At 71.1% G+C, this 20,222-nt stretch carries 19 protein-coding genes; 13 read left to right on the top strand and 6 right to left on the bottom strand.

Annotated elements, in window-relative coordinates:
* Positions 1-2: 2 nt before the first annotated feature.
* A complete protein-coding gene (locus ACQEU8_RS05400; RefSeq protein ID WP_433097359.1) occupies positions 3-1,355 on the bottom strand; it encodes an amidohydrolase family protein in 1,353 nt (450 codons plus the stop codon).
* A 141-nt stretch (positions 1,356-1,496) separates the two neighbouring features.
* On the opposite strand from ACQEU8_RS05400, the gene ACQEU8_RS05395 reads away from it, so the two are divergent.
* The gene (locus ACQEU8_RS05395; RefSeq protein WP_433097357.1) at positions 1,497-1,721 is read left to right on the top strand and encodes a DUF2180 family protein; all 225 of its coding nucleotides are present in this window, start codon (positions 1,497-1,499) and stop codon (positions 1,719-1,721) included.
* 62 nt (positions 1,722-1,783) lie between these two features.
* On the opposite strand, the gene ACQEU8_RS05390 is transcribed toward ACQEU8_RS05395, so the two are convergent.
* Positions 1,784-2,824, bottom strand: a complete 1,041-nt coding sequence (locus tag ACQEU8_RS05390; protein ID WP_433097355.1) for an SDR family oxidoreductase — start codon at positions 2,822-2,824, stop codon at positions 1,784-1,786.
* A gap of 57 nt (positions 2,825-2,881) precedes the next feature.
* Positions 2,882-3,643, bottom strand: a complete 762-nt coding sequence (locus ACQEU8_RS05385) for a VOC family protein (RefSeq protein ID WP_433097353.1) — start codon at positions 3,641-3,643, stop codon at positions 2,882-2,884.
* Positions 3,644-3,902: 259 nt separating this feature from the next.
* Here ACQEU8_RS05385 and ACQEU8_RS05380 point away from each other — a divergent pair, with 259 nt between their 5' ends.
* Positions 3,903-4,088 carry a DUF5133 domain-containing protein gene (locus ACQEU8_RS05380; RefSeq protein ID WP_433097351.1) on the top strand — a complete coding sequence of 62 codons (186 nt, stop codon included), beginning with the start codon at positions 3,903-3,905 and terminating at the stop codon, positions 4,086-4,088.
* A 7-nt stretch (positions 4,089-4,095) separates the two neighbouring features.
* Here ACQEU8_RS05380 and ACQEU8_RS05375 read toward each other — a convergent pair whose 3' ends face one another.
* Together ACQEU8_RS05375 and ACQEU8_RS05370 are read right to left on the bottom strand one after the other, a co-directional pair.
* Positions 4,096-4,905: a cytochrome c oxidase assembly protein gene (locus ACQEU8_RS05375; RefSeq protein ID WP_433097349.1), complete on the bottom strand. Its 810-nt coding sequence runs from the start codon at positions 4,903-4,905 to the stop codon at positions 4,096-4,098.
* A gap of 47 nt (positions 4,906-4,952) precedes the next feature.
* Positions 4,953-5,507, bottom strand: coding sequence for a DUF2243 domain-containing protein (locus ACQEU8_RS05370; RefSeq protein WP_433097347.1), 555 nt, complete (start codon positions 5,505-5,507; stop codon positions 4,953-4,955).
* A 227-nt stretch (positions 5,508-5,734) separates the two neighbouring features.
* Here ACQEU8_RS05370 and ACQEU8_RS05365 point away from each other — a divergent pair, with 227 nt between their 5' ends.
* Positions 5,735-5,938, top strand: coding sequence for a hypothetical protein (locus ACQEU8_RS05365; RefSeq protein ID WP_433097345.1), 204 nt, complete (start codon positions 5,735-5,737; stop codon positions 5,936-5,938).
* A gap of 114 nt (positions 5,939-6,052) precedes the next feature.
* Positions 6,053-6,607 (top strand): sugar O-acetyltransferase, encoded by a 555-nt coding sequence (locus tag ACQEU8_RS05360; protein ID WP_433097343.1) that lies wholly within the window; start codon positions 6,053-6,055, stop codon positions 6,605-6,607.
* Between the two features lie 47 nt (positions 6,608-6,654).
* Here ACQEU8_RS05360 and ACQEU8_RS05355 read toward each other — a convergent pair whose 3' ends face one another.
* Positions 6,655-7,473 carry an SDR family oxidoreductase gene (locus ACQEU8_RS05355; protein WP_433097341.1) on the bottom strand — a complete coding sequence of 273 codons (819 nt, stop codon included), beginning with the start codon at positions 7,471-7,473 and terminating at the stop codon, positions 6,655-6,657.
* A 201-nt stretch (positions 7,474-7,674) separates the two neighbouring features.
* Between ACQEU8_RS05355 and ACQEU8_RS05350 the strand changes: the two genes are divergently transcribed.
* From ACQEU8_RS05350 to yicI, 9 genes are all read left to right on the top strand, one after another.
* On the top strand, positions 7,675-8,094 hold the full coding sequence (locus tag ACQEU8_RS05350) for a DUF2267 domain-containing protein (protein ID WP_433097339.1): 420 nt from the start codon (positions 7,675-7,677) through the stop codon (positions 8,092-8,094).
* Positions 8,095-8,252: 158 nt separating this feature from the next.
* Positions 8,253-8,753 (top strand): hypothetical protein, encoded by a 501-nt coding sequence (locus ACQEU8_RS05345; protein WP_433097337.1) that lies wholly within the window; start codon positions 8,253-8,255, stop codon positions 8,751-8,753.
* Between the two features lie 170 nt (positions 8,754-8,923).
* Positions 8,924-9,937: a LacI family DNA-binding transcriptional regulator gene (locus ACQEU8_RS05340; protein ID WP_433097335.1), complete on the top strand. Its 1,014-nt coding sequence runs from the start codon at positions 8,924-8,926 to the stop codon at positions 9,935-9,937.
* Positions 9,938-10,161: 224 nt separating this feature from the next.
* Positions 10,162-13,170: a glycoside hydrolase family 3 C-terminal domain-containing protein gene (locus ACQEU8_RS05335; RefSeq protein WP_433097333.1), complete on the top strand. Its 3,009-nt coding sequence runs from the start codon at positions 10,162-10,164 to the stop codon at positions 13,168-13,170.
* 134 nt (positions 13,171-13,304) lie between these two features.
* Positions 13,305-14,522 carry a sugar ABC transporter substrate-binding protein gene (locus ACQEU8_RS05330; RefSeq protein WP_433097331.1) on the top strand — a complete coding sequence of 406 codons (1,218 nt, stop codon included), beginning with the start codon at positions 13,305-13,307 and terminating at the stop codon, positions 14,520-14,522.
* A gap of 10 nt (positions 14,523-14,532) precedes the next feature.
* Complete coding sequence (locus tag ACQEU8_RS05325; RefSeq protein WP_433097329.1) at positions 14,533-15,498, top strand: carbohydrate ABC transporter permease; 966 nt, start codon at positions 14,533-14,535, stop codon at positions 15,496-15,498.
* Positions 15,499-15,503: 5 nt separating this feature from the next.
* Positions 15,504-16,349, top strand: a complete 846-nt coding sequence (locus tag ACQEU8_RS05320) for a carbohydrate ABC transporter permease (RefSeq protein ID WP_433097327.1) — start codon at positions 15,504-15,506, stop codon at positions 16,347-16,349.
* Positions 16,346-17,779, top strand: coding sequence for a GH1 family beta-glucosidase (locus ACQEU8_RS05315; RefSeq protein ID WP_433097325.1), 1,434 nt, complete (start codon positions 16,346-16,348; stop codon positions 17,777-17,779). The genes ACQEU8_RS05320 and ACQEU8_RS05315 overlap by 4 nt, the downstream gene beginning before the upstream one ends.
* A complete protein-coding gene (gene yicI / locus ACQEU8_RS05310) occupies positions 17,776-20,112 on the top strand; it encodes an alpha-xylosidase (protein WP_433097323.1) in 2,337 nt (778 codons plus the stop codon). The genes ACQEU8_RS05315 and yicI overlap by 4 nt, the downstream gene beginning before the upstream one ends.
* Positions 20,113-20,222: the final 110 nt, after the last annotated feature.

The raw sequence follows: 20,222 nt of genomic DNA, 5'->3' as shown, positions 1-20,222 counted from the left end.
GGTCACGCCGCCAGCCGCTGGATACGGCGGGAGAGGCGGGCGTGGGCAGTGAGCATGTCGCGGATGTGGGGCAGGGTGAGAGCGCCGTCCTCCACCACGGGACGGCCTTGGACGAGGGTGTGCCGGGGGTGTACGGGGCCGCAGCGCAGCCACGCCTCCACCAAGTCGGTGTGCGCCCCGGCGAAGGCGAACTCGTCGAGGTCCCATACGACGACGTCGGCCGGGGCGCCGGGGCGGAGTCGGCCCAACTCGTCGCCCCGGCCCAGGCAGGCAGCGGCGTCCACGGTGGCGGCGCGGAGGATGTCACGTGCCCGCGCCGCCGCCGCGCCACCGCGCTCCCGGGCGGCGGCGAGGGCGGTGCGCGCCTCCAGCCACAGGGAGGCGTGATCGGTCGAGGCCGAACCGTCGCAGCCCAGACCGACGGTGACGCCCGCGCTGCGGAGGTCGGGGAGGCTCGCCGCGCCGGCGCCCAGCATCATGGTGGAGCCGGGGCAGTGCGCGACGCAGGTTTCCCAGCGCGCCAGCCGGGCCCTCTCCTCCTCCTCGGAGAAGACGAAGTGGGCCACCCACGCCCGCTCGCCGCCCCAGCCGACGTGCTCGAACTGGTCCACGGGGCGCCGCCCGAAGGTCTCCAGGCAGTACCGCTCCTCGCCCGGGTCCTCGGCCAGATGGGTGTGCAGCCGTACGTCAAGGCGTTCGGCGAGCCGTGCGGTCTCCACCATGAGCCGCTCGGTGACGGCGGCCTGGGTGGAGGGCGCGAGGGCGATACGGAGCATCGAGCCGGGTGCGGGGTCGTGGTAGGCGGCGACGAGGCGTTCGCTGTCGCTCAGGATCTGCTCGACGCTCTCCACCAGCTCGTCGGGCGCCGGGCCGCCGTCCCGCTCGGAGAGGTCCAGCGCGCCGCGTGCCGGGTGGAAGCGGAGCCCGACCTGGCGCGCGGCCCGGATCTGGGCGTCCACCAGGCCGGGCCGCGGATGGGCGTAGAGCATGTCCGCTGTGGTGGTGCAGCCGCCCAGCGCCAGCTCGGCCAGGCCCACCCAGGTGGAGACCTCCACGGCCTCCTCGTCCAGCGCCGTCCACAGCGGATAGAGCGTGCGCAGCCAGTCGAAGAGCTCGTAGCGGGTAGCGGGGGCGTAGGACCGGGTGAGGTTCTGGAAGATGTGGTGGTGGGTGTTGATCAGCCCAGGTGTCACCAGGGCGCCGCGCGCGGAGAGGGTGCGGGCGGCCGGTGGTTCGTCACCCGGGTGGCCGACCCCCGTCACCGTGCCGTCGGCGAGGGCAACCCAGCCGCCCGGGATCTCCTCCCCGTCCATGGTGACGACCAGTTCGGCGTCACGTATCAGCGTGTCGTTCATGGACAACTCCTCGTGGTCCCGGGTCCTGCGTTCTGCCGGTCCGGGAGCCGGGTGGGCCGAACGGGCGCGGTCATGCGTACGGCGACGCGCGTAGGGGAACTTGCGCACAGTCCGCCCTTACGGCACGAGAGAGGGGGCGTCATGCACTGCTACGACTGCTCCGAGGAGGGCACTCAGACCCCCGCGGTCGCGGTCTGTGTCGACTGCGGCGCGGGTGTGTGTGCGCGCCACCTGCACAGCGAGCCCGAGCCTGTCCGCCGCTCGACCAGCCCCGGCCAGGCCTGGTCCACGACCGAGGCGCGCCGGATGGTCTGCGTCGTCTGTCACCAGCAGTCGTTGCAGCAGGGGCGGCAACAGCGGGGGTGACGCGCCGGGGTCGGTCAGCGGGCTGAGCAGCCATCCGGCTACGCACCGTTCCAGCCATCCGGTTACGCCCCGTTCAGTGCCCGGCGCACGGCCGCGGCACCCACGGCTGCCGCTGCCACGGTGCCGAGCGCGGCGAGCAGGCCGTGGTGGTGCGACGCCCACAGCTGGTAGCTGCGCCTGGCGGACTCGTCGTCGAACTCGCCGTGTGCGCCGTAGTCGTGCCGCATGTCCGCGGGCTTCCACAGATTGTCCGGCTGGGCGGGGGAGCGCGTGTGGTCGGTCTGCTGGCCCTCGAAGCCGGTCCTGGCCAGATAGCGGTCGAGCAGGCCGGGTGCGAACTTGTCGCCCAGCATGGTGGCGACCGTCGAGCCGCCGACCCAGTGCTCCCTGCGCTGCGGGTGATCGGCCGCGTACAGGATGCCCCGCGCGGCAACCTCGGGCTGATAGACCGGCGCGACCGGACGCGGATTATGCGGCAGCCGTGACTTGACCCAGGTGAACTGCGGGGTGTTCACCCCGGGCAGCTGCACCATCGTCACTTGTACGCCGCTCTTGTTGTGCAGCAGCTCGCAGCGCAGCGATTCGTGGAAACCCTGGATCGCGTGCTTGGCCGCGCAGTACGCCGACTGGAGCGGAATGCCCCGGTAGGCGAGCGCCGAGCCGACCTGGACGACGGTTCCCGCGTCGCGCGGCTCCATATGGCGCAGCGCGGCCAGCGTCCCGTGGACGAAGCCCAGGTAGGTGACTTCGGTCGCCCTGCGGAACTCTTCGGCGCTCACCTCGGTGACCGGTGCGAAGACGGTGGAGAACGCGGTGTTCACCCAGACCGAGATCGGGCCCAGCTCCCGCTCGATGCGGTCGGCTGCCGCGTCCACTGCCGTGTGGTCGCTGACGTCGACCTGGAGCGGCAGCGCCGTACCGCCCGCGTCCCGTACATCGTCCGCCGCGCGGGCCAGGCCCTCCTCGCCGCGCGCGATCAACCCGACTGCGGCACCGCGTGCCCCGAAGGCCCTGGCTGTCGCGCGGCCCACCCCGCCGCTGGCGCCGGTGACCACGACGACTTGGCCGTCCGCTCCCGCGCGCCTGGACTGCTGCCGGCTCATCGCCCACCTCCGCGTCTGCTTGTCCGGCGGCTCTCGCGTACCCCGCACGCGTGCCCGTCAGGGGCCCAGCAGGCAGAAAAGGCCGCCGTCCGGATCACGTACCGTGGCGACCCGGCCGTGCGAGGCGTGCTGGACGGGCGAGATCACCGTGCCGCCCGTCTGCTGGGCGGCGGAGAGTGCCGCGTCGATGTCGTTCGCGCGGAAGTACACGTCCCAGCGGGTGCGCACCTGGGGGTCCGGGGCGGCCTCGACGCCGCCTCCGCGCAGTCCGGCGACGGTCTCACCGTCCACCAGGATGTGCACCTCGTCGTTCTGCTCCTCGTAGCTGACGCCATGGCTCGGGTTCTTCGTCCAGTCGAGCACCTCGCCGTAGAACAGTGCCGCCGCGAAGGCGTCGCCGGTGCGCAGCTCCAGCCAGGCGGGCGCGTGCCCGGCCCCGACCGCCCAGCCCCGTGGCAGCTCCCCCTGCCACATGCCGAACGCGGCTCCGTAGGGGTCGGCGGCCATGGCGGCGCGGCCGTCGCCAACGCGCAGCGGGCCCACGGCGACGGTGGCGCCTCTTTCGCGGACGCGTTCACACGCGAGGTCGGCGTTCTCGACGGCGAAGAACACGGTCCAGCGGACGGGTAGCTGCCAGGAGACGGCGGCTTCGTTGAAGCCCGCCACCGGTTCGCCTTCCCTGGTGGCCGTGCGGAATCCGGGGCCGAGAGAGCTGTCGGTGAAGGACCAGCCCAGTACGGCGCTGTAGAACTCCTCGGTGGCCCGCCGGTCGCGGACAGTGAGACTGACCCAGCATGGCACCCCGGGTACGGAATCCATCACGTCACCTCAAGCCTCCTGCGTGTTCCTTTCGCTTGTTTCGCTCAGTTCATTTTTTCCGTCCCTGCGCGCCCGGGTGCCCACTGCCTGCGGAGACGAAACGAGAGCGAACATACGGGGAAACTGTTGAGTTTTGAGAGTTTTGCCCTTTTTGGCGTCGGGTACTGGGCGGGATGCGCCGAAGTCGTGGCTTGGCCACGGGTCCTCTCGGCAAGTCCCGCACCCGTCGAGCGCCGCCGCGCGCCACCGAGGAGTCGTCATGATGGCCCACCCCGACACACTGCGAAAGTTGCTCGACCGCTACGAGGCACTGCGTGCCCGGCCAGGCCACCAGCAGGAGCTGGACGATGTCTCGTACACGCTCTGTGTCTCGACGGGCACCCGCGACATCCGTGACGCGATACGGGCGGCCCGAGCCCATATAGCGGACGTCTACGCGGCATAGCGGACGCCTACGCGGCCCGAGTACCGGTGCCGCGAGCTCCGCGCCCCGCCGCGCCGGCCCGCGGGCGGAACGCCGCACCGGAACCCTCGGGTCCGGGCCGGGGGTCACGGACCGGGCGCCAGTCGGCCACCAGGGCCGCCGCGAGCAGCAGTTCGGCGAAGTCGCCGCCGTAGTACATCAATTCGGCCCCGCCCCTGACCTCGGCGACCGGCGCGGGGATGTCGATGAGAAAGCCCCCGTACATCAGCTGCGAGAGCACCGCATGCCCCGCGATCGCGGCCCCGAGCACCACCAGCCGCGCCGGGACACCGGGCCGCGCGGGCGCCGGATCGGGCCCGGCCACGACCCACGCGAACAGCCAGCCGGACGCCAGAAAGTGGACGTGCAGCAACCAGTGCCCCGCAGGGTGCGCGGTGACCGCCCCGTATACAGGCGTGCAGTAGAGCACCGCGAGGGAGCCGGTGTTCAGCAGCAGCGCCGTCACCGGATGCGCCACCCCGCGCACCGGGCGCGAGTGCAGCACCGCGGTGAGCCGTCGCGCCCGGGCCGCGGGCAGCGTACGCAGCAGCAGGGTGACGGGCGCCCCAAGCACCAGCGCGATGGGCGCGTACATGCCGATCAGCAGATGCTGCGCCATATGGCCGCGGAAGTCGTGGTGCGCCCACATGGCGAACGGGGGCACCAGCGCGAACGCGAGCAAACCGCACCCTGCGACGAAGCTCGCCGTCCGCCAGGCGCTCCAGCCCCGCTCCGGACTGCGCCGCCGGGTACGGCACACCAGCAGCAGATAACCGACCGCGGGGAGCACAGCGATCACGGCGGGCAGTACGGCGGATACCCCGGGCAGGTGCGAAGCGCCGCCGGTCACAGCGACCGCCCCGAAACCCGCGCACCCCGCGGCGCGTCCGGGTCGAGAGGCCGCCCGCTCCGCTGGAGCAGATAGCCGCCCGCCAGCAGTACGGCGCCGAGAACGAGGAAGCCGATGTCCCACCACAGCCGGTAGGGGCCGCCGTGCACATGGTGGATACCGAGGATCTGGTGGTCGAGCAGGCCCTCGACCAGGTTGAAGAGCCCCCAGCCCGCCAGGACCCAGCCCCACAGCACCCGCGAGCCCCACACCCGGCGGCGGCCGTGCGTGACCCGCGCGTAGAGGATCGCCAGCCCCAGCAGCACAGCCAGCCAGCACACGGTGTGGAAGATGCCGTCCCAGACGGTGTTCATCTCCAGCCCGGAAACCGTGCGCGGCGAGTAGTACTTCACACCGATCCGGTCGTCGTTGGTGCTGGTCAGCATGTGGTGCCACTGGAGGAGCTGGTGCAGCAGGATGCCGTCGACGAAGCCGCCCAGCCCCACCCCCAGCACGATCCCCGGCAGCCGCAGACTCTCGGGAACCGGCCCGGTGCGAACCCCGCCCGTCATGGCCATCGTTCTTCTCCGTCCTCGCGCTCGTCACGCCGTTGACCGCCCGCGCCGTCGTTCACGGGCGTCCGTGCACCATGGCGCCCGGTTTCCCGCGGCGGGCCGGGCCACTCCGGCCTTCCGCCGACCGGCCCAGCGTTTTCCCCGTGAGCCGCGGGGAACCCCGGAGCCCGAGTGATCACAGGCGGCTCGAACGAGCGGCCATCCGAGCGAGCGAGGTGAGCGCAGTGCCGGAGCCCGGCAGCAAGAGCTACGACAAGCACCGTGCGCGGCGCCGTAAGGACCTGGAGAAGAGCGGCACGGCGGACGCGCAGGAGGCCAACGAAGAGGCCAAGCGCGAGATGGAACGCGATCCGAACTGGCGCCCCTCCGGCCCACGGACGGAACGCGGCCGCGGCCCCAAGGGCGAACGCCCCGAGTCCGGGAGCTGACCGAGGGGCATCGGCCCTCGCCCCTGAGCGACCTCGGTGTGCCCGTGCCGCCCCTCACCCCGCGTGGTAAGGGGCGGCACGGGCAGGCCCCCGGCGCTCTGCGAGAGTTGCCCCATGGGCGAGAACAAGCAGCGCATGCTGGCAGGGGAGTGGTATCTCCCCAGCGACGACGAACTGCGGGCGGACACCGTACGACGGGCCGAGCTGTGCGCGGCCTACAACGCGTCCGAGACCGCGCCCCCGGACGAACGGCGCAAGATACTGGAGCAGTTGCTCGGGGAGCTGGGGGAGAACGTCAACATCCGCCCGCCGTTCCGCTGCGACTACGGCACGTACATCACTATCGGGGCCGGTACGTTCGTCAACTTCGGCGCCGTCTTCCTGGACGCCGCGCCGATCACCATCGGCCGTGACGTACAGATCGGGCCCAACGTCCAACTGCTGACCCCGACCCACGAGTTGGACACGGAACGGCGCCGCGCGGGCTGGGAGAAGGCCGTCCCCATCACCATCGGCGACAACGTCTGGCTCGGCGGCGGCGTGATCGTCTGCCCCGGAGCAACCATCGGCGCCAAAACGGTCGTCGGCGCCGGGGCAGTCGTCACCAAGGACCTTCCCGAAGGCGTACTGGCAGTGGGCAACCCGGCCCGCGTCGTACGCGATCTCTGACCGGCCGATCTCTGACCCGGCCCGGGGAGGCCCCACGCTCGACGCGTTCAGACTCGGCGCCAGGAGTCATCCGGAAGGTGCGAGCCCGCCTGGGGGCCCATCCGCAGCATGCCGCCGTCGATTGCCCAGGAGGCGCCCGTGACGTATGTGGACTCGTCGCCGGCCAGGAAGGCGATGACGGAGGCGACCTCCCGGGCGTCGCCGGGCCGTCGCAGCGGCACGCCGGGCCGGGGCGCGGCGTTCACGTCCTCGTCCTCCTGGCCCGTCATGGGGGTGGCGATCTCACCGGGTGCAACGGCGTTGACGCGGATGCCGTGCTCGGCCAGCTCCAGCGCCATGACCTGGGTGAGCAGCCCGAGGCCGCCCTTCGCCGCGCAGTAGGGCGCGGCGCCGACCCGTGGCTGGTGCTCGTGCACGCTGGTGACGTTCACGAAGGACCCGCCGTCACCCTGGTCGATCATCCGGCGCGCGGCGCGCTGGGAGCACAGGAACGGGCCCAGCAGATCAATGTCGAGCACATCCCGGACAGTGGGAAAGTCCAGGTCGACAAAGGGCGTACGGGTGCCGGTACCGGCGTTGTTGACGAGCACGTCGATGCGCCCCAGATCGTCGGCGAGCTGGTCCACGACCTCTGCCGCTTCCGGCAGTCGCGTCAGGTCCAGGTGCCGGACCGCCGCCCGCTGTCCGGTGTCCCGCACCAGCGCGGCGGTCTCCTCGGCGCCGTCACGGTCGGCGTGCCAGGTGATACCGATGTCCATGCCGTCCTGGGCCAGCCGAACCGCCGCCGCCCGTCCGATGCCCGAGTCCGAGCCGGTGATGACCGCGACCCGGCTCCCGCCGCTTCCGGTGGAGCTTCCAGTGGACACGCCGACCTCCCTCCACAGCTCACGACTGCGCTGCCGGGTGACCCCTGGGGCGGGTGCGTAAACCGGGAGCTGAGGGGTACGCCGGGCCATCGGGTAAGCCCCACCGGTAAGCGTGGCTCGCCCGAATGTGCGACCCGGTCGCGCGGCGCGCATGCTGGAAGGGGTCCCGTGTTGTCACTGCTCTAGTGAGGGAGAAGCACCATGCAACACGACGAGTTCATCGGCCAGGTGCAGGCGCGGGCCCACCTCGACAGCCGGGGCGCGGCCGAGGCCGGTACGCGCGCCACCCTGGAGACGCTGGCCGAGCGCATCCCGGCACCGCTGGCCGAGCACTTGGCCGCGCAGCTGCCGACCGAGCTGGGAGAACATCTGCGCCGCGTCGAGTACGCGCCGGATGTGCCGCAGACAGGGGTCCGGATGTCCAGGCAGGAATTCTTCGACCGCGTGGCGCAGCGCGCCGGAGCCGATCCGCCGAAGGCCGTCCACGAGGCGCGCACCGTGGTCGAGCTCCTGGAGGAGGCGACCCAGGGCTCGGTGACCCAGCACATCCGTGAGTCCCTGGACGAGGAACTGGCCTCCATCCTCTTCTCCGGCAGCACCGGCACAGCCGGCGCCCCCTGACGATCCGCGGGCCCGGCATAGGGGGCTGCGCCCCGTAAGGGGCGCGGGGAACTGCGCGACCAGCCACAACGCACCCGCAGCCCGCAAACGACGCGCAGGGGCACCCCCTCACCGGAGCGGCGCGGGCACAAAACACACGTACCCCGAGGAGGTCCAACATGGTGCGCAAGAAGGTCGAGGGCGACGAGGACCAGCGACGTACGGCAGCGCACAAAGCGCACCGCGCCGAGGAAACGCCGAGCGCCCGCTACGCGACGACGGGCGCGTCGAAGCAGCGCACCCATCGCACGGGCGGATCCGCGGGCAGGGACGAGGAGACCCCGGCCCAGCGGCAGGGCAAGCAGGGACACAGCTCCGCGGAGACGCAGCGCAGGCCCGAGGGGGTCGGCCCTGCCGAAACCCGCAGCCCCTACGAGGGGCGGGGCCGCCCCGACTACTCGCGGGAGCACGAACAGGTCTTCAGCGCGCTGGTCACCGCCGAGCAGCAGCACGGCGGCGAGCCCGTGACTCTCGACGAGATCTCGCGGACCGCAGAGCTGCCCCCCGAGCGGACCCGCACCCTCGTGCACGACTTGGTGACGGTCCACCATCTCGCCACCGAACTCCAGGGCGCGGAGGAACCGGACCTGTCCCACTACGAGACCAAGCCGCGACACTGAGCCTCGGCCCACGGCCGGCTGCCCACGGCCGCCTGCAGGGGCAACAGAGCACTTCTGTCACAACCGTTGACAGGCTCCGGCCCCCTCCTTACTGTTCCGCGCCGAATCGCTTCGGGACACACAGTCGAAACGATTCGACAGTCCAGCGGAAACAGTTCGAGGAGGGGGCGTTGGTCAAGATCACGGACGTGGCCCGGCGGGCCGGCGTCTCGCCCAGCACCGTCTCCTACGTGCTGAGCGGCAAGCGCTCCATCTCGGCCGCGACCCAGCGCCGCGTCGAGGCGAGCATCCGCGAACTCGGCTACCGCCCGCACGCCGGGGCCAGGGCGCTGGCGAGCAGCCGTTCCAATGTGCTGGCCCTGGTGATGCCGCTGCGCAGCGGCATCCATGTGCCCGTACAGATGCAGTTCGCCGGCGCGGTGGCGACCGCCGCGCGCGGTCACGACCACGACGTACTGCTGCTCACCCAGGAGGAGGGCGAGGACGGGCTGCGCCGGGTGGCGGACAGCGCACTCGTGGACGCGCTGATCGTGATGGACGTCCAACTGCGCGACGCCCGCACTCCACTGCTCCGCACGCTCCCGCTGCCCTCGGTCCTGATCGGCTTCCCCGCCGAGGCGGACGGACTGACCTGCATCGACCTGGATTTCACCGCGACCGGTGAGAGCTGCCTCGGCCACCTCGCCGAACTCGGTCACCGGTGCGTGGCGTTGCTGGGTTCCCCGCCCGAGGTGTATGTGCGCGGTACGGGCTTCGCACGGCGTACGGCGGCGGGCTTCACCGCGGCCGCCCACCGCTACGGGATGACCTCGACGGTGCTTCCGTGCGAGCCCTCCGGACCCGCCGCGCGGCAGACCGTCGAGCGACTGCTGCGCGAGTATCCAGGGCTGACCGGTGTCGTCGTGCACAACGAGCCCGCGCTGCCCCTGCTGATGGAGGCGTTCCAGCAGGCGGGGATGCGCATTCCGCAGGACCTCTCGGTGGTCGCCGTGTGTCCGGACGAGCTGGCGGAGAACGCCGCGGTACCGGTCACCTCCGTCGCCATCCCGGCCGAGGAGGTGGGGGAGCGGGCCGTGGACCTGCTGATGGCCAAGCTGAACGGCCGGCCCGTACCCGACGCCACGCTGCTGCCCCCTCGGCTGACCCCCCGCGCCAGCACCGCACCACGCGGCTCCGCCTCATGACCACCACCGTCCGTACCGCGCCTTCCTCGCCTCACCTGTCCTGACCTCGTCTTCCGCCCCGCCGCCGACCCTTCCCGTCACAGCCTCCGCCCGCCGCACCCTCGGAGCTGACGCCCCGTCAGCCCCGACTTGCACCCCCCCTCGCTCCCGCGCCGTCCGTCGAAACGCTTCGACCCCGTTCGACTCGTACCGACACGTTCGGCTTGACCTCGAAGGAGAGCCCCGTGCAGGAACAGGGCACCCCCAGACGCAACGTCCTCGCCCTCGGAGTCGCCGCCCCGCTGCTGGTGGCCGGTACGGGACAGGCGGTGGCCGCGCCCGCCGGCGCCTCCCCGCGGACCGGCCGGGCCGCCGCCCGCACCGGCCACCCCTTCCAGGACCCCGAACTGCCCTTCGCCGACCGGGTCGAGGATCTGCTGGGCAGGCTGACCCGCGGCGAGAAGATTTCCCTGCTGCACCAGTACCAGCCCGCCATCCCTCGGCTCGGCATTCGCGCCTTCCGCACCGGCGCCGAGGCTCTGCACGGCCTCGCCTGGCTCGGCAAGGCCACCGTCTTCCCGCAGGCGCTCGGTCTGGCCAGCACCTGGAACCCCGCGCTGATCAAGCGCGTCGGTGCGGCCGTCGGCGACGAGGCACGCGGCTTCCAGCACGAGCGGCCCAAGGGCTGGGGCCTCAACCTGTGGGCGCCGGTGGTGAATCTGCTGCGCGACCCGCGGTGGGGCCGCAACGAGGAGGGCTACTCCGAGGACCCGTATCTGACGGGCCTCATCTCCGTCGCCTACGGCACCGGTCTCCAGGGCGAGCACCCGCGCTATCTGAAGACGGCTCCCACCATCAAGCACTACCTCGCCAACAACACCGAGCGGAACCGCTCCACCTCCGACTCGATGCTGCCCCCGCGGGTCCGCCACGAGTACTACGAGGCGGCGTTCAAGCCCGCGCTGACCGCCGACGCCGTCACCGGCGTGATGACCTCCTACAACCTCGTCAACGGGCGCCCGGCCACCGTCAACCCGGACCTCGACGACGCCGTACGGAAGTGGGCGGACAAGGATCTGTTCAACGTCACCGACGCGGACGCGCCCAACAACCTCACCGGAGGGCAGGACTACTACCCCACCCTCGCGGAAGCGGACGCGGCGGCGCTCAAGGCGGGCATCGACAGCTTCACCTCCGACAGTGAGGACTCCAGCAAGACCGTCAAGGCCCTCACCACAGCCATGGAGAAGGGGCTGATCAGCGAATCCGACATCGACACCGCCGTTCGGCACATCCTCGGCATCCGCTGCCGGCTCGGCGAGTTCGACCCCGACGGCGGACCGTACGGGAAGATCAGCAAGTCGGTCGTGGACAGCCCCGAACACCGCGCACTCGCCCGCGAGACGGCGCGGGAGGCGGTCGTACTGCTGAAGAACGCCCCGCTGGAGGGCGACCGCCCGCTGCTTCCGCTGGACGGCAAGAGACTGAAGAAGGTGGCCGTCGTCGGCCCGCTCGCCGACACGCTCTACACCGACTGGTATTCCGGCTCCCTGCCGTACGAAGTCACCCCACGCGAGGGCATCAAGAAGCGGCTCGGCTCGGCCGGAAAGGTCACCGGAGGCGAGGGCGTCGACCGGATCGCCTTGAAGAACGCCGCCACGGGCGCGTATGTCACCGCCGGCAGCGACGCCGACGGTGCAGTGCTCACCGAGCGGGGCGGCGGCACAGGCGCTGGCAGCACCGCGCAGTTCGACGTCTTCGACTGGGGCCAGGGCATCGTCACCCTGCGCAGCGCCGCCAACGGCAAGTACGTCGGCTACGACGGCAAGGTCTTCCGCAACGACCAGGAACAGCCCGGCGGCTGGTTCGTACAGCAGCAGTTCACGCTGGAGAAGCACGGTGATGGCAGCTGGCTGGTGCGCTACGCCGGATACGACACCCTCACGGACTGGTTCGGCGACAAGAAGTACCTCAAGGCGGGCGACGACGGCACCCTCGCGCTGGTCGCCGAGAAGGACGCCACCAGGTACGAGGTGGAGACCGTACGCGACGGCGTGGCCGAGGCCGTGGCGGACGCGCGCGCTGCCGACGTGGCTGTCGTCGTGGTCGGCACCATGCCCGCCATCAACGGCCGCGAGGACCACGACCGTACGGACATGGCGCTCGCCGAGGGGCAGGCAGCCCTGGTCAAGGCCGTCCACCGGGCCAACCCGCGCACAGTCGTCGTACTGGAGACCAGCTACCCGGAGACGATCACCTGGGAGCAGGCGCACATACCGGCCCTCGTCTGGACCACCCACGCGGGCCAGGAGACCGGAAACGCACTCGCCGACGTACTGTTCGGCGACCACAACCCGGCCGGACGGCTCACCCAGACCTGGTACCGCTCCGCGGACGACCTGCCCGATCTCCTCGAATACGACATCATCAAGGCCGACCGCACCTATCTCTACTTCAGCGGCGATGTCCTCTACCCCTTCGGGCACGGCCTGTCCTACACCACGTTCCGCTACGGCGAACCACGGCTCTCCTCCCGCACGTTGGGGCCTGATGGCACCGTGACCGTCTCAGTGCGGGTCACCAACACCGGACGCCGTGACGGCGACGAGGTCGTCCAGCTCTACGTCCGCCGCCGCGGCTCCCGCGACAAGCAGCCGTTGCAGCAGTTGCGTGGCTTCGAACGTGTCCGGGTGAAGGCCGGTCGTTCCACCACTGTGCGGTTGACGCTGCGCGCCGCTGATTTCGCCCACTGGGACGTCACCCGGGGCCGCGAGGTCGTGGAGAGCGGGGAGGTCGAACTGCGGGTGGGGGCATCCTGCGGCGATATCCGTGGGCGTACGACATTGCGGGTGCGCGGCGAGGAGATTCCGCCGCGTGATCTGTCGCGGACCACGCGGGCTGCCGATTTTGATGACTACCGCGGTGTTCGGCTGGTGGACGAGAGCAAGGCATGGGGCGAGGCCGTTGGCGCTGTCGCGGATGGCGCGTGGGTGGTGTTCCGCGATGTCGAGCTGGGGGCCGGCGCGCGGAAGTTCACCGCGCGGGTGGCGCGGGAGGGCAAGGGTGGCGGGACGTTGACTGTGCGGGTCCGCTCGCCGCGGGGGCCTGTGGTGGGTACCGCTTCGGTGCCGAGTACGGGTGATCGGTACGCGTACGAGAGCGTCAGCGCGCGGTTGCGGGGTGCGCATGGTCGGCAGGACGTGTACCTCGTCTTCTCGGATGCGATGCGGATGAGTGCCTTTTCGCTGCGCTGAGCTCGGGGTGGAGCCGGTTGTTTCTAGCTGCGGGTGTGTTCGTGGCTGGTCGCGCCCACGCGGCGGAGCCGCACATGAACACAGCCCCGCGCCCCTTCGGGGCGCGACCCGTACCGAAATGGAGATGTGTCCCCATGCAAATGCGCCCCGTACTCGCCGCGTTGACGGCGGGGGTGACGGTCGCTCTCGGGCTCACCGGGTGTGCTGCTACGCCCGAGCCCGGGACCGTCACCGTGCTCAACTCGGCCACCGATACGGCCGAGCACACCAAGAACCAGAAGTTCTTCGATCGCTGTGGGAAGAAGTTCGGGCTGCGTGTGGAGCAGAACAGCGTGCCTGCCGATCAGGTGTCCTCCAAGGCGCTGCGGATGGCGTCCTCGCACTCGCTGCCCGACATCCTTGAACTCGACGGGTCCGAGCTGCCGCAGTTCGCGCAGACGGGAGGGCTGCGCGAACTGCGGGATCTCGGGGTGCGCACCTCCGGGCTGTCGCGCAGCGGTGTCTCCCTCGGTTCCTACGAGGGCACCCGCTACGGCATCGCGCGCTCCGTGAACTCCCTGGCGCTGTACTACAACCCGAAGCTGCTGAAGAAGGCGGGCGTGGCGGTGCCCCGGACATGGGACGAGCTGCGGAGGGTGGCGAAGAAACTCTCCGGGCGCGGCACCTACGGGCTCGCCTTCAGTGCCAGCCCGAACGCCGACGGTGTCTACCAGTTCCTGCCGTTCTTCTGGTCGGCGGGCGGTGACGAGGCGCGGCTGGACAGCGGCAAGGGGCAGGCGGCGCTGCGGCTGTGGAAGGACATGGTGGCGGACAAGTCCGTCTCCAAGGCCGTCGTCAACTGGAACCAGCAGGACGTCAACGACCAGTTCATCGCGGGCCGCGCCGCCATGATGATCAACGGCCCTTGGCAGGTGCCGGTGCTGGACGCGCAGCACAAGGTGGACTGGGCCGTCGCCAGGTTCCCGGTCCCCGAGGCGGGTGGCAAGGCCGTAACGCCGGTCGGCGGCACCGTGATGACGGTCCCCAAGAGCGACGACAGCGAGCGCGAGAAGAACGCCGCCAAGATCCTCAACTGCCTCAACACCCCGGGCAACCAGCTCGACTGGGGCGAGGCCGTCAACAACGTCCCCACCCGCGCCGCCGCAGCGCGTACGTACGCGAAACAGAACCCGAAGCTCGCCCCGTTCGCCGACCTGGTGACCACGGCGCGTTCCCGCACCGCGCAGGTCGGCACCCGCTGGCCCGCGGTGAGCGACGCGCTCGCCGGCGCCTTCCAGTCCGTACTCACCGGCGGCAGCAGCCCGGAGGCGGCCCTGCGCCGTGCTCAGCGGCAGGCGACGGCGGGGGAGTGAGGAGCCCAGCATGAGCACTGTCACAGCTCCGTCCGTCTCCGCACCGGCCGCAGGTGGCTCCGGAGCGGTCGCCCGCGGCCGGACCGGCGGACGTCGTACCGCACTGCTGCGCTGGCTCTTCATCGCGCCCGCGCTGCTCTACATGACCGCCTTCTTCGGCTACCCGCTGGTGCGCAACGTGCTGATGAGCTTCCAGCACTACACGCCCACGACGTACTTCACCGGCGAGGCACCCTTCAACGGCCTCGACAACTGGCGGGCCGTCTTCTCCGATCCGCTGTTCACCGACGCGCTGTGGCACACGGCGCTGTTCACGGTGGGCTCACTGCTGGGCCAGTTCACCCTCGGGCTGGCGCTGGCCGTCTTCTTCTCCCGCCGCTTCCGCCTCTCCCGCTTCATACGGGCCGTACTGCTGCTGCCGTGGCTGGTGCCGATGGTGGTGGCGGCCGTGGTGTGGCGGCGCATCCTCGACCAGGAGCACGGCGTCCTCAACGCGGCCCTGCGGACGCTGGGTCTGACGGACGGCGGCGTGCCCTGGCTGACCAGCCCCGATGTGGCGCTGCTGGCGGCGGTGCTGGTCAACATCTGGATCGGCATCCCGTTCAACATGGTCATCCTCTACGGCGGCCTCCAGGAGATCCCGCGGGATCTGTACGAGGCGGCCTCGCTGGACGGCGCCGGGCCGTGGCGGGTCTTCCGCTCCGTCACGTTGCCGATGCTGCGGCCCGTGATCACCGTCGTGCTCGTCCTGGGCTTCATGTCCACCGTGAAGATCCTCGATCTGATCCTCGCCCTCACCTCGGGCGGCCCCGCCGACGCCACCCAGACCCTGGGCACCGTCACCTACCAGATGTCGTTCCTGCGCCTCGACTTCGGCCAGGGCGCCGTCGTCGGCAATGTCCTCATCCTGATCAGCGCGGTCTTCGCGGTGCTCTACCTGCGTGCCAACCGCGCCGACTTCGGCAACGGGAAGTGAGCACCATGCCCCCGAACCCCGCCCGCACCACCGGCCCTGGCACCGCTCGCCGGGTGCGCGGTGCCTGGAACACCGCGGCCGCGCTGCTGATCCTCGCCGTGCTGCTCTTCCCCGTCTACTGGATGCTGGTCACCGCGCTCCAGCCGTCCTCCGGCATCGCGGTGGACTGGTTCCCCACCTCGCCGGGGCTCGACAGCTTCCGTGCGGCGCTGGACAGCCAGGGCGGCTCCCTGCTCACCAGCCTCGTGGTGGCGCTGGGCGCCGTCGCGGTCTGCCTGGCGCTGGCGGCGCCCGCCGCCTACGGGCTCGCGCAGTTCTCGCTGCGCGGCGGCCGTGCCGTCGTCTTCACCACGCTCATCACCCAGATGGTGCCGGGCATCGTCATCGCCAACGCCCTCTACAGCGCCTACGCGGAACTCCGGCTGGTCAACTCCTACCTGGGGTTGATCCTGGCCGACGCCTCGCTCGGGCTGCCGTTCTCCATCGTGCTGTTGCGCGCCTTCATGGTCTCCATCCCCGGCGAGGTGGTGGAGGCGGCACTGGTGGACGGTGCGAACCGGTTCACCGCGTTCGTCCGCGTGGTGCTGCCGATGAGCCGCAACGCACTCATCACAGCGGGGCTGTTCACCTTCCTGTTCGCCTGGTCGGACTTCATGTTCGCCCTCACCCTCAACACCACCGACGACGTCAAGCCGGTCACGCTCGGCATCTACCAGTTCGTCGGCGCCCACGTCAGCGACTGGGGTGCCGTCATGGCCACCGCCGTGCTGTCCGCCGTGCCCGCGGCGGTCCTGCTGGTCGTCGCACAGAAGTACATCGCCGCCGGGATCACGGGCGGGTCGGTCAAATGAGCGACGCCTTCCCCGCGCTTCCAGCGGACTTCGTCTTCGGGGCCGCCACCGCCGCCTACCAGATCGAGGGAGCCCACGACGAGGACGGGCGCGGCCCCTCCATCTGGGACACCTACTGCCGCGAGCCCGGGCGGATCGAGGGCGGCGCCACCGGTGACGTGGCCTGCGACCACTACCACCGCTACCGCGAGGACGTCGCACTCCTGAAGGAGCTGGGCGTGGACAGCTACCGCTTCTCCATCGCCTGGCCGCGCGTCCAGCCCACCGGCACCGGGCCCGCCAACCAGCGCGGCCTCGACTTCTACGACCGGCTGACCGACGAACTGCTCGCCGCGGGCATCAGTCCCGCCGCCACGCTCTACCACTGGGACCTGCCACAGGCGTTGGAGGACCGGGGCGGCTGGCGGGTGCGGGAGACGGCGCAGCGCTTCGCCGAGTACGCGGCTCTGGTCGCCGCCCGGCTCGGCGACCGGATTCCCCGCTGGATCACCCTCAACGAGCCGTTCTGCGCCGCCTTTCTGGGCTACGCCACCGGCCGGCACGCACCCGGCGCCCGGGAGGGGCGCGGAGCCCTCGCCGCCGCGCACCAGCTGCTGGTCGGGCACGGCCTCGCCGTCCGCGCCCTGCGCGCGGCAGGTGTGGCCGAGGTCGGCATCACCCTCAACCCCGACCGGCTGCTGCCCGCCACCGACTCGGTGGCCGACCGCGAGGCCGTACGGCGGGCCGAGACACTGCACAACGAGACCTGGCTCGACCCGCTGTTCGCCGGGCGCTATCCGCGTGGTGAGGCAGAGGCCTGGGGGCCGATGGCCGACGGCTCCTGGCGCGAGGAGGGCGGCCTGGAGCTGATCGGCGCCCCGCTGGACTTCCTCGGCATCAACTACTACCGCCCGATCACCCTCACCGCCGCGCCCCACCGTGACCCGGACCCGGTGACCCGTACGGCCACCGACATCCGGGTCGCCGAGTGCGCCCGCGACGACGTCCGGCACACCACCATGGGCTGGCCCGTCGACCCGCCCACCTTCACCGACCTGCTGACGGACCTGACGGCGCGCTACCCGGCGTTGCCGCCGCTGCTGATCACCGAGAACGGCTCCGCCGAGGCCGACACCGTCTCCCCCGACGGGCGGGTGCACGACACCGACCGCATCGACTATCTGCGCGACCACCTGACTGCCGTGGCCGACGCGATCCGCGCCGGCGTCGACGTTCGCGGCTACTACGTGTGGTCGCTGCTGGACAACTTCGAATGGGCGCGCGGCTACGGCCGGCGCTTCGGCCTGATCCGCGTCGACTACCCGACCCAGCAACGCATCCCCAAGGACAGCTACCACTGGTACCGCGACCTGATCGCCGCCCACCACCACGACCGCACCCGGCACCACATATCCACCGCACAGCACACCGGAGAGCAGGCCGCCCGATGAAGTTCACCGACGGCTACTGGCTGATGCGCGACGGCGTCCAGGCGTCGTACGCCACCGAGATCGCCGACACCCGCGTCCACGACGACCGCTTCACCCTCTACGCCCCCGTACGGCACGTCCGGCACCGGGGCGACACCCTCAACGGGCCACTGCTGACCGTCGAGTGCTTCTCACCCGCCGAGGGCGTGATCGGCGTCCGCGCCACCCACCACGCCGGCACCCTGGACCGCGGCCCGCACTTCGCGCTGGGCTCCGGCCAGAACGACGCCGCGGCGGGCAAGGTCACCCGGGATGGCACCCTGCTCGAACTGGCCGGCGGCAGCCTGTCGTTGCGGGTCGACACAGCAGCGCCGTACCGGCTGGAGTTCACCGCCGACGGCCGCACCCTCACCTCCGTCGAGGCACGCGGCACCGGCTACGCCACAACGGCCCCCGACGGCGCCCACCACTCCCTCGCGCAGCTCTCCCTCGGTGTCGGTGAGCTGGTGTACGGGCTCGGCGAGCGCTTCACCCCGTTCGTCCGCAACGGGCAGAGCGTCGACATCTGGCAGGCGGACGGCGGCACCGCCAGCGAACAGGCGTACAAGAACGTCCCGTTCCACCTCACCAACCGCGGCTACGGCGTCTTCGTCAACCACCCCGGCAAGGTGTCCTACGAGGTCGGCTCCGAGGCCGTCGGCCAGGTGCAGTTCAGCGTCGAGGGCCAGACGCTGGAGTACTACGTCATCCACGGACCCGGCCCCAAGGAGATCCTCGACCGCTACACCGCGCTCACCGGCCGCCCCGCACTGCCCCCGGCCTGGTCGTTCGGACTGTGGCTCTCCACGTCCTTCACCACCTCCTACGACGAGGAGACCGTGCGCGGCTTCGTACGCGGCATGGCCGAACGCGACATCCCGCTGGGCGTCTTCCACTTCGACTGCTTCTGGATGCGCGCCTACCAGTGGTGCGACTTCGCCTGGGACCCGGAGGTCTTCCCCGACCCGGAGGGCATGCTGCGGCGGCTCAAGGAGGAGCACGGCCTGCGGATCTGCGTATGGATCAACCCGTACATCGCCCAGAAGTCCCCCCTGTTCGACGAGGCCGCCCGACTCGGCTACCTCGTACGGCGGCCGGACGGCAGCGTATGGCAGTGGGATCTGTGGCAGGCGGGCATGGGCCTGGTCGACTTCACCCACCCCGGGGCGCGCGCATGGTACGCGGACAAGCTGCGCGGGCTGCTCGGGCAGGGCGTCGACTGCTTCAAGACGGACTTCGGCGAGCGGGTGCCCACCGATGTCGTCTGGCACGACGGCTCCGACCCCGAGCGGATGCACAACTACTACACCCAGCTGTACAACCGCACCGTCTTCGAGACCCTCACCGAGGAGCGCGGTGCGGGCGACGCCGTGCTCTTCGCCCGCTCCGCGACCGCCGGCGGCCAGCAGTACCCCGTCCACTGGGGCGGCGACTGCGAGTCGACGTTCGGTGCCATGGCCGAGTCGCTGCGCGGCGGGCTCTCCCTCGGACTGTCCGGATTCGGCTTCTGGAGCCACGACATCGGCGGCTTCGAGGGCGACCCCGCTCCCGAACTGTTCAAACGCTGGGTCCAGTTCGGGCTGCTCAGCTCGCACAGCAGGCTGCACGGCAGTACGTCCTACCGGGTGCCGTGGGCCTACGACGAGGAAGCCGTCACCGTCACCCGCGAGTTCACCAAACTCAAGCACCGGCTGATGCCCTACCTCTACCGCGCGGCGCAGCAGGCCGCCGAGCACGGCACCCCCGTGATGCGCGCCATGCTGCTGGAGTTCCCCGACGACCCCGCCTGCCACACCCTCGACCGGCAGTACATGCTCGGCGACGACCTGCTGGTGGCACCGGTCTTCACCACCGACGGCACCGTCGAGTACTACGTACCGGACGGCGAATGGACCCATCTGCTGTCCGGCGAACGGATATCCGGCCCCGGCTGGCGCCGCGAACAGCACGGCTTCGACAGCCTGCCGCTGCTGGTGCGCGGTGGCGCGGTGCTGCCGTACGGGGAGCGGGACGGGTGCGCCGACTATGACTGGGCGCACGGGGTCACGCTGCGGGCCTACCGTCTTGCTGACGGGGCCACGGTGACCACGCGGGTGCCGCGTCCCCGCGCCGCCGACGCTGTCTTCCGCACCCGGCGGCACGGGCAGCGGATCACCGCCGAGGCCACCGGGGCGCCCGGACCGTGGCACCTGCTGCTCGTTGGCGCCCGTGCGGATGCTCCGGAGGGAGCCGATGTGACGTCCCGTCACACCGATGAGGGCACACTGCTGAGGGCTCCCGCCGGCGTGACGGAACTGACGGCGCTGCTCACCTGACGCTTGCCCGGCAAGGGGGGCTGCGCTTGCCAGCCCTGCGCCTCAGGCGCAGACCTCCCAAGCGCAGCAGGGGGACGCGGACGCGCCCCGTAAGGGGCGCGGGGAACTGC

The sequence above is a fragment of the Streptomyces sp. CA-250714 genome, assembly GCF_050936705.1.
Classification (GTDB): domain Bacteria; phylum Actinomycetota; class Actinomycetes; order Streptomycetales; family Streptomycetaceae; genus Streptomyces.
This window is presented reverse-complemented; position numbering and strand designations above follow the sequence as displayed.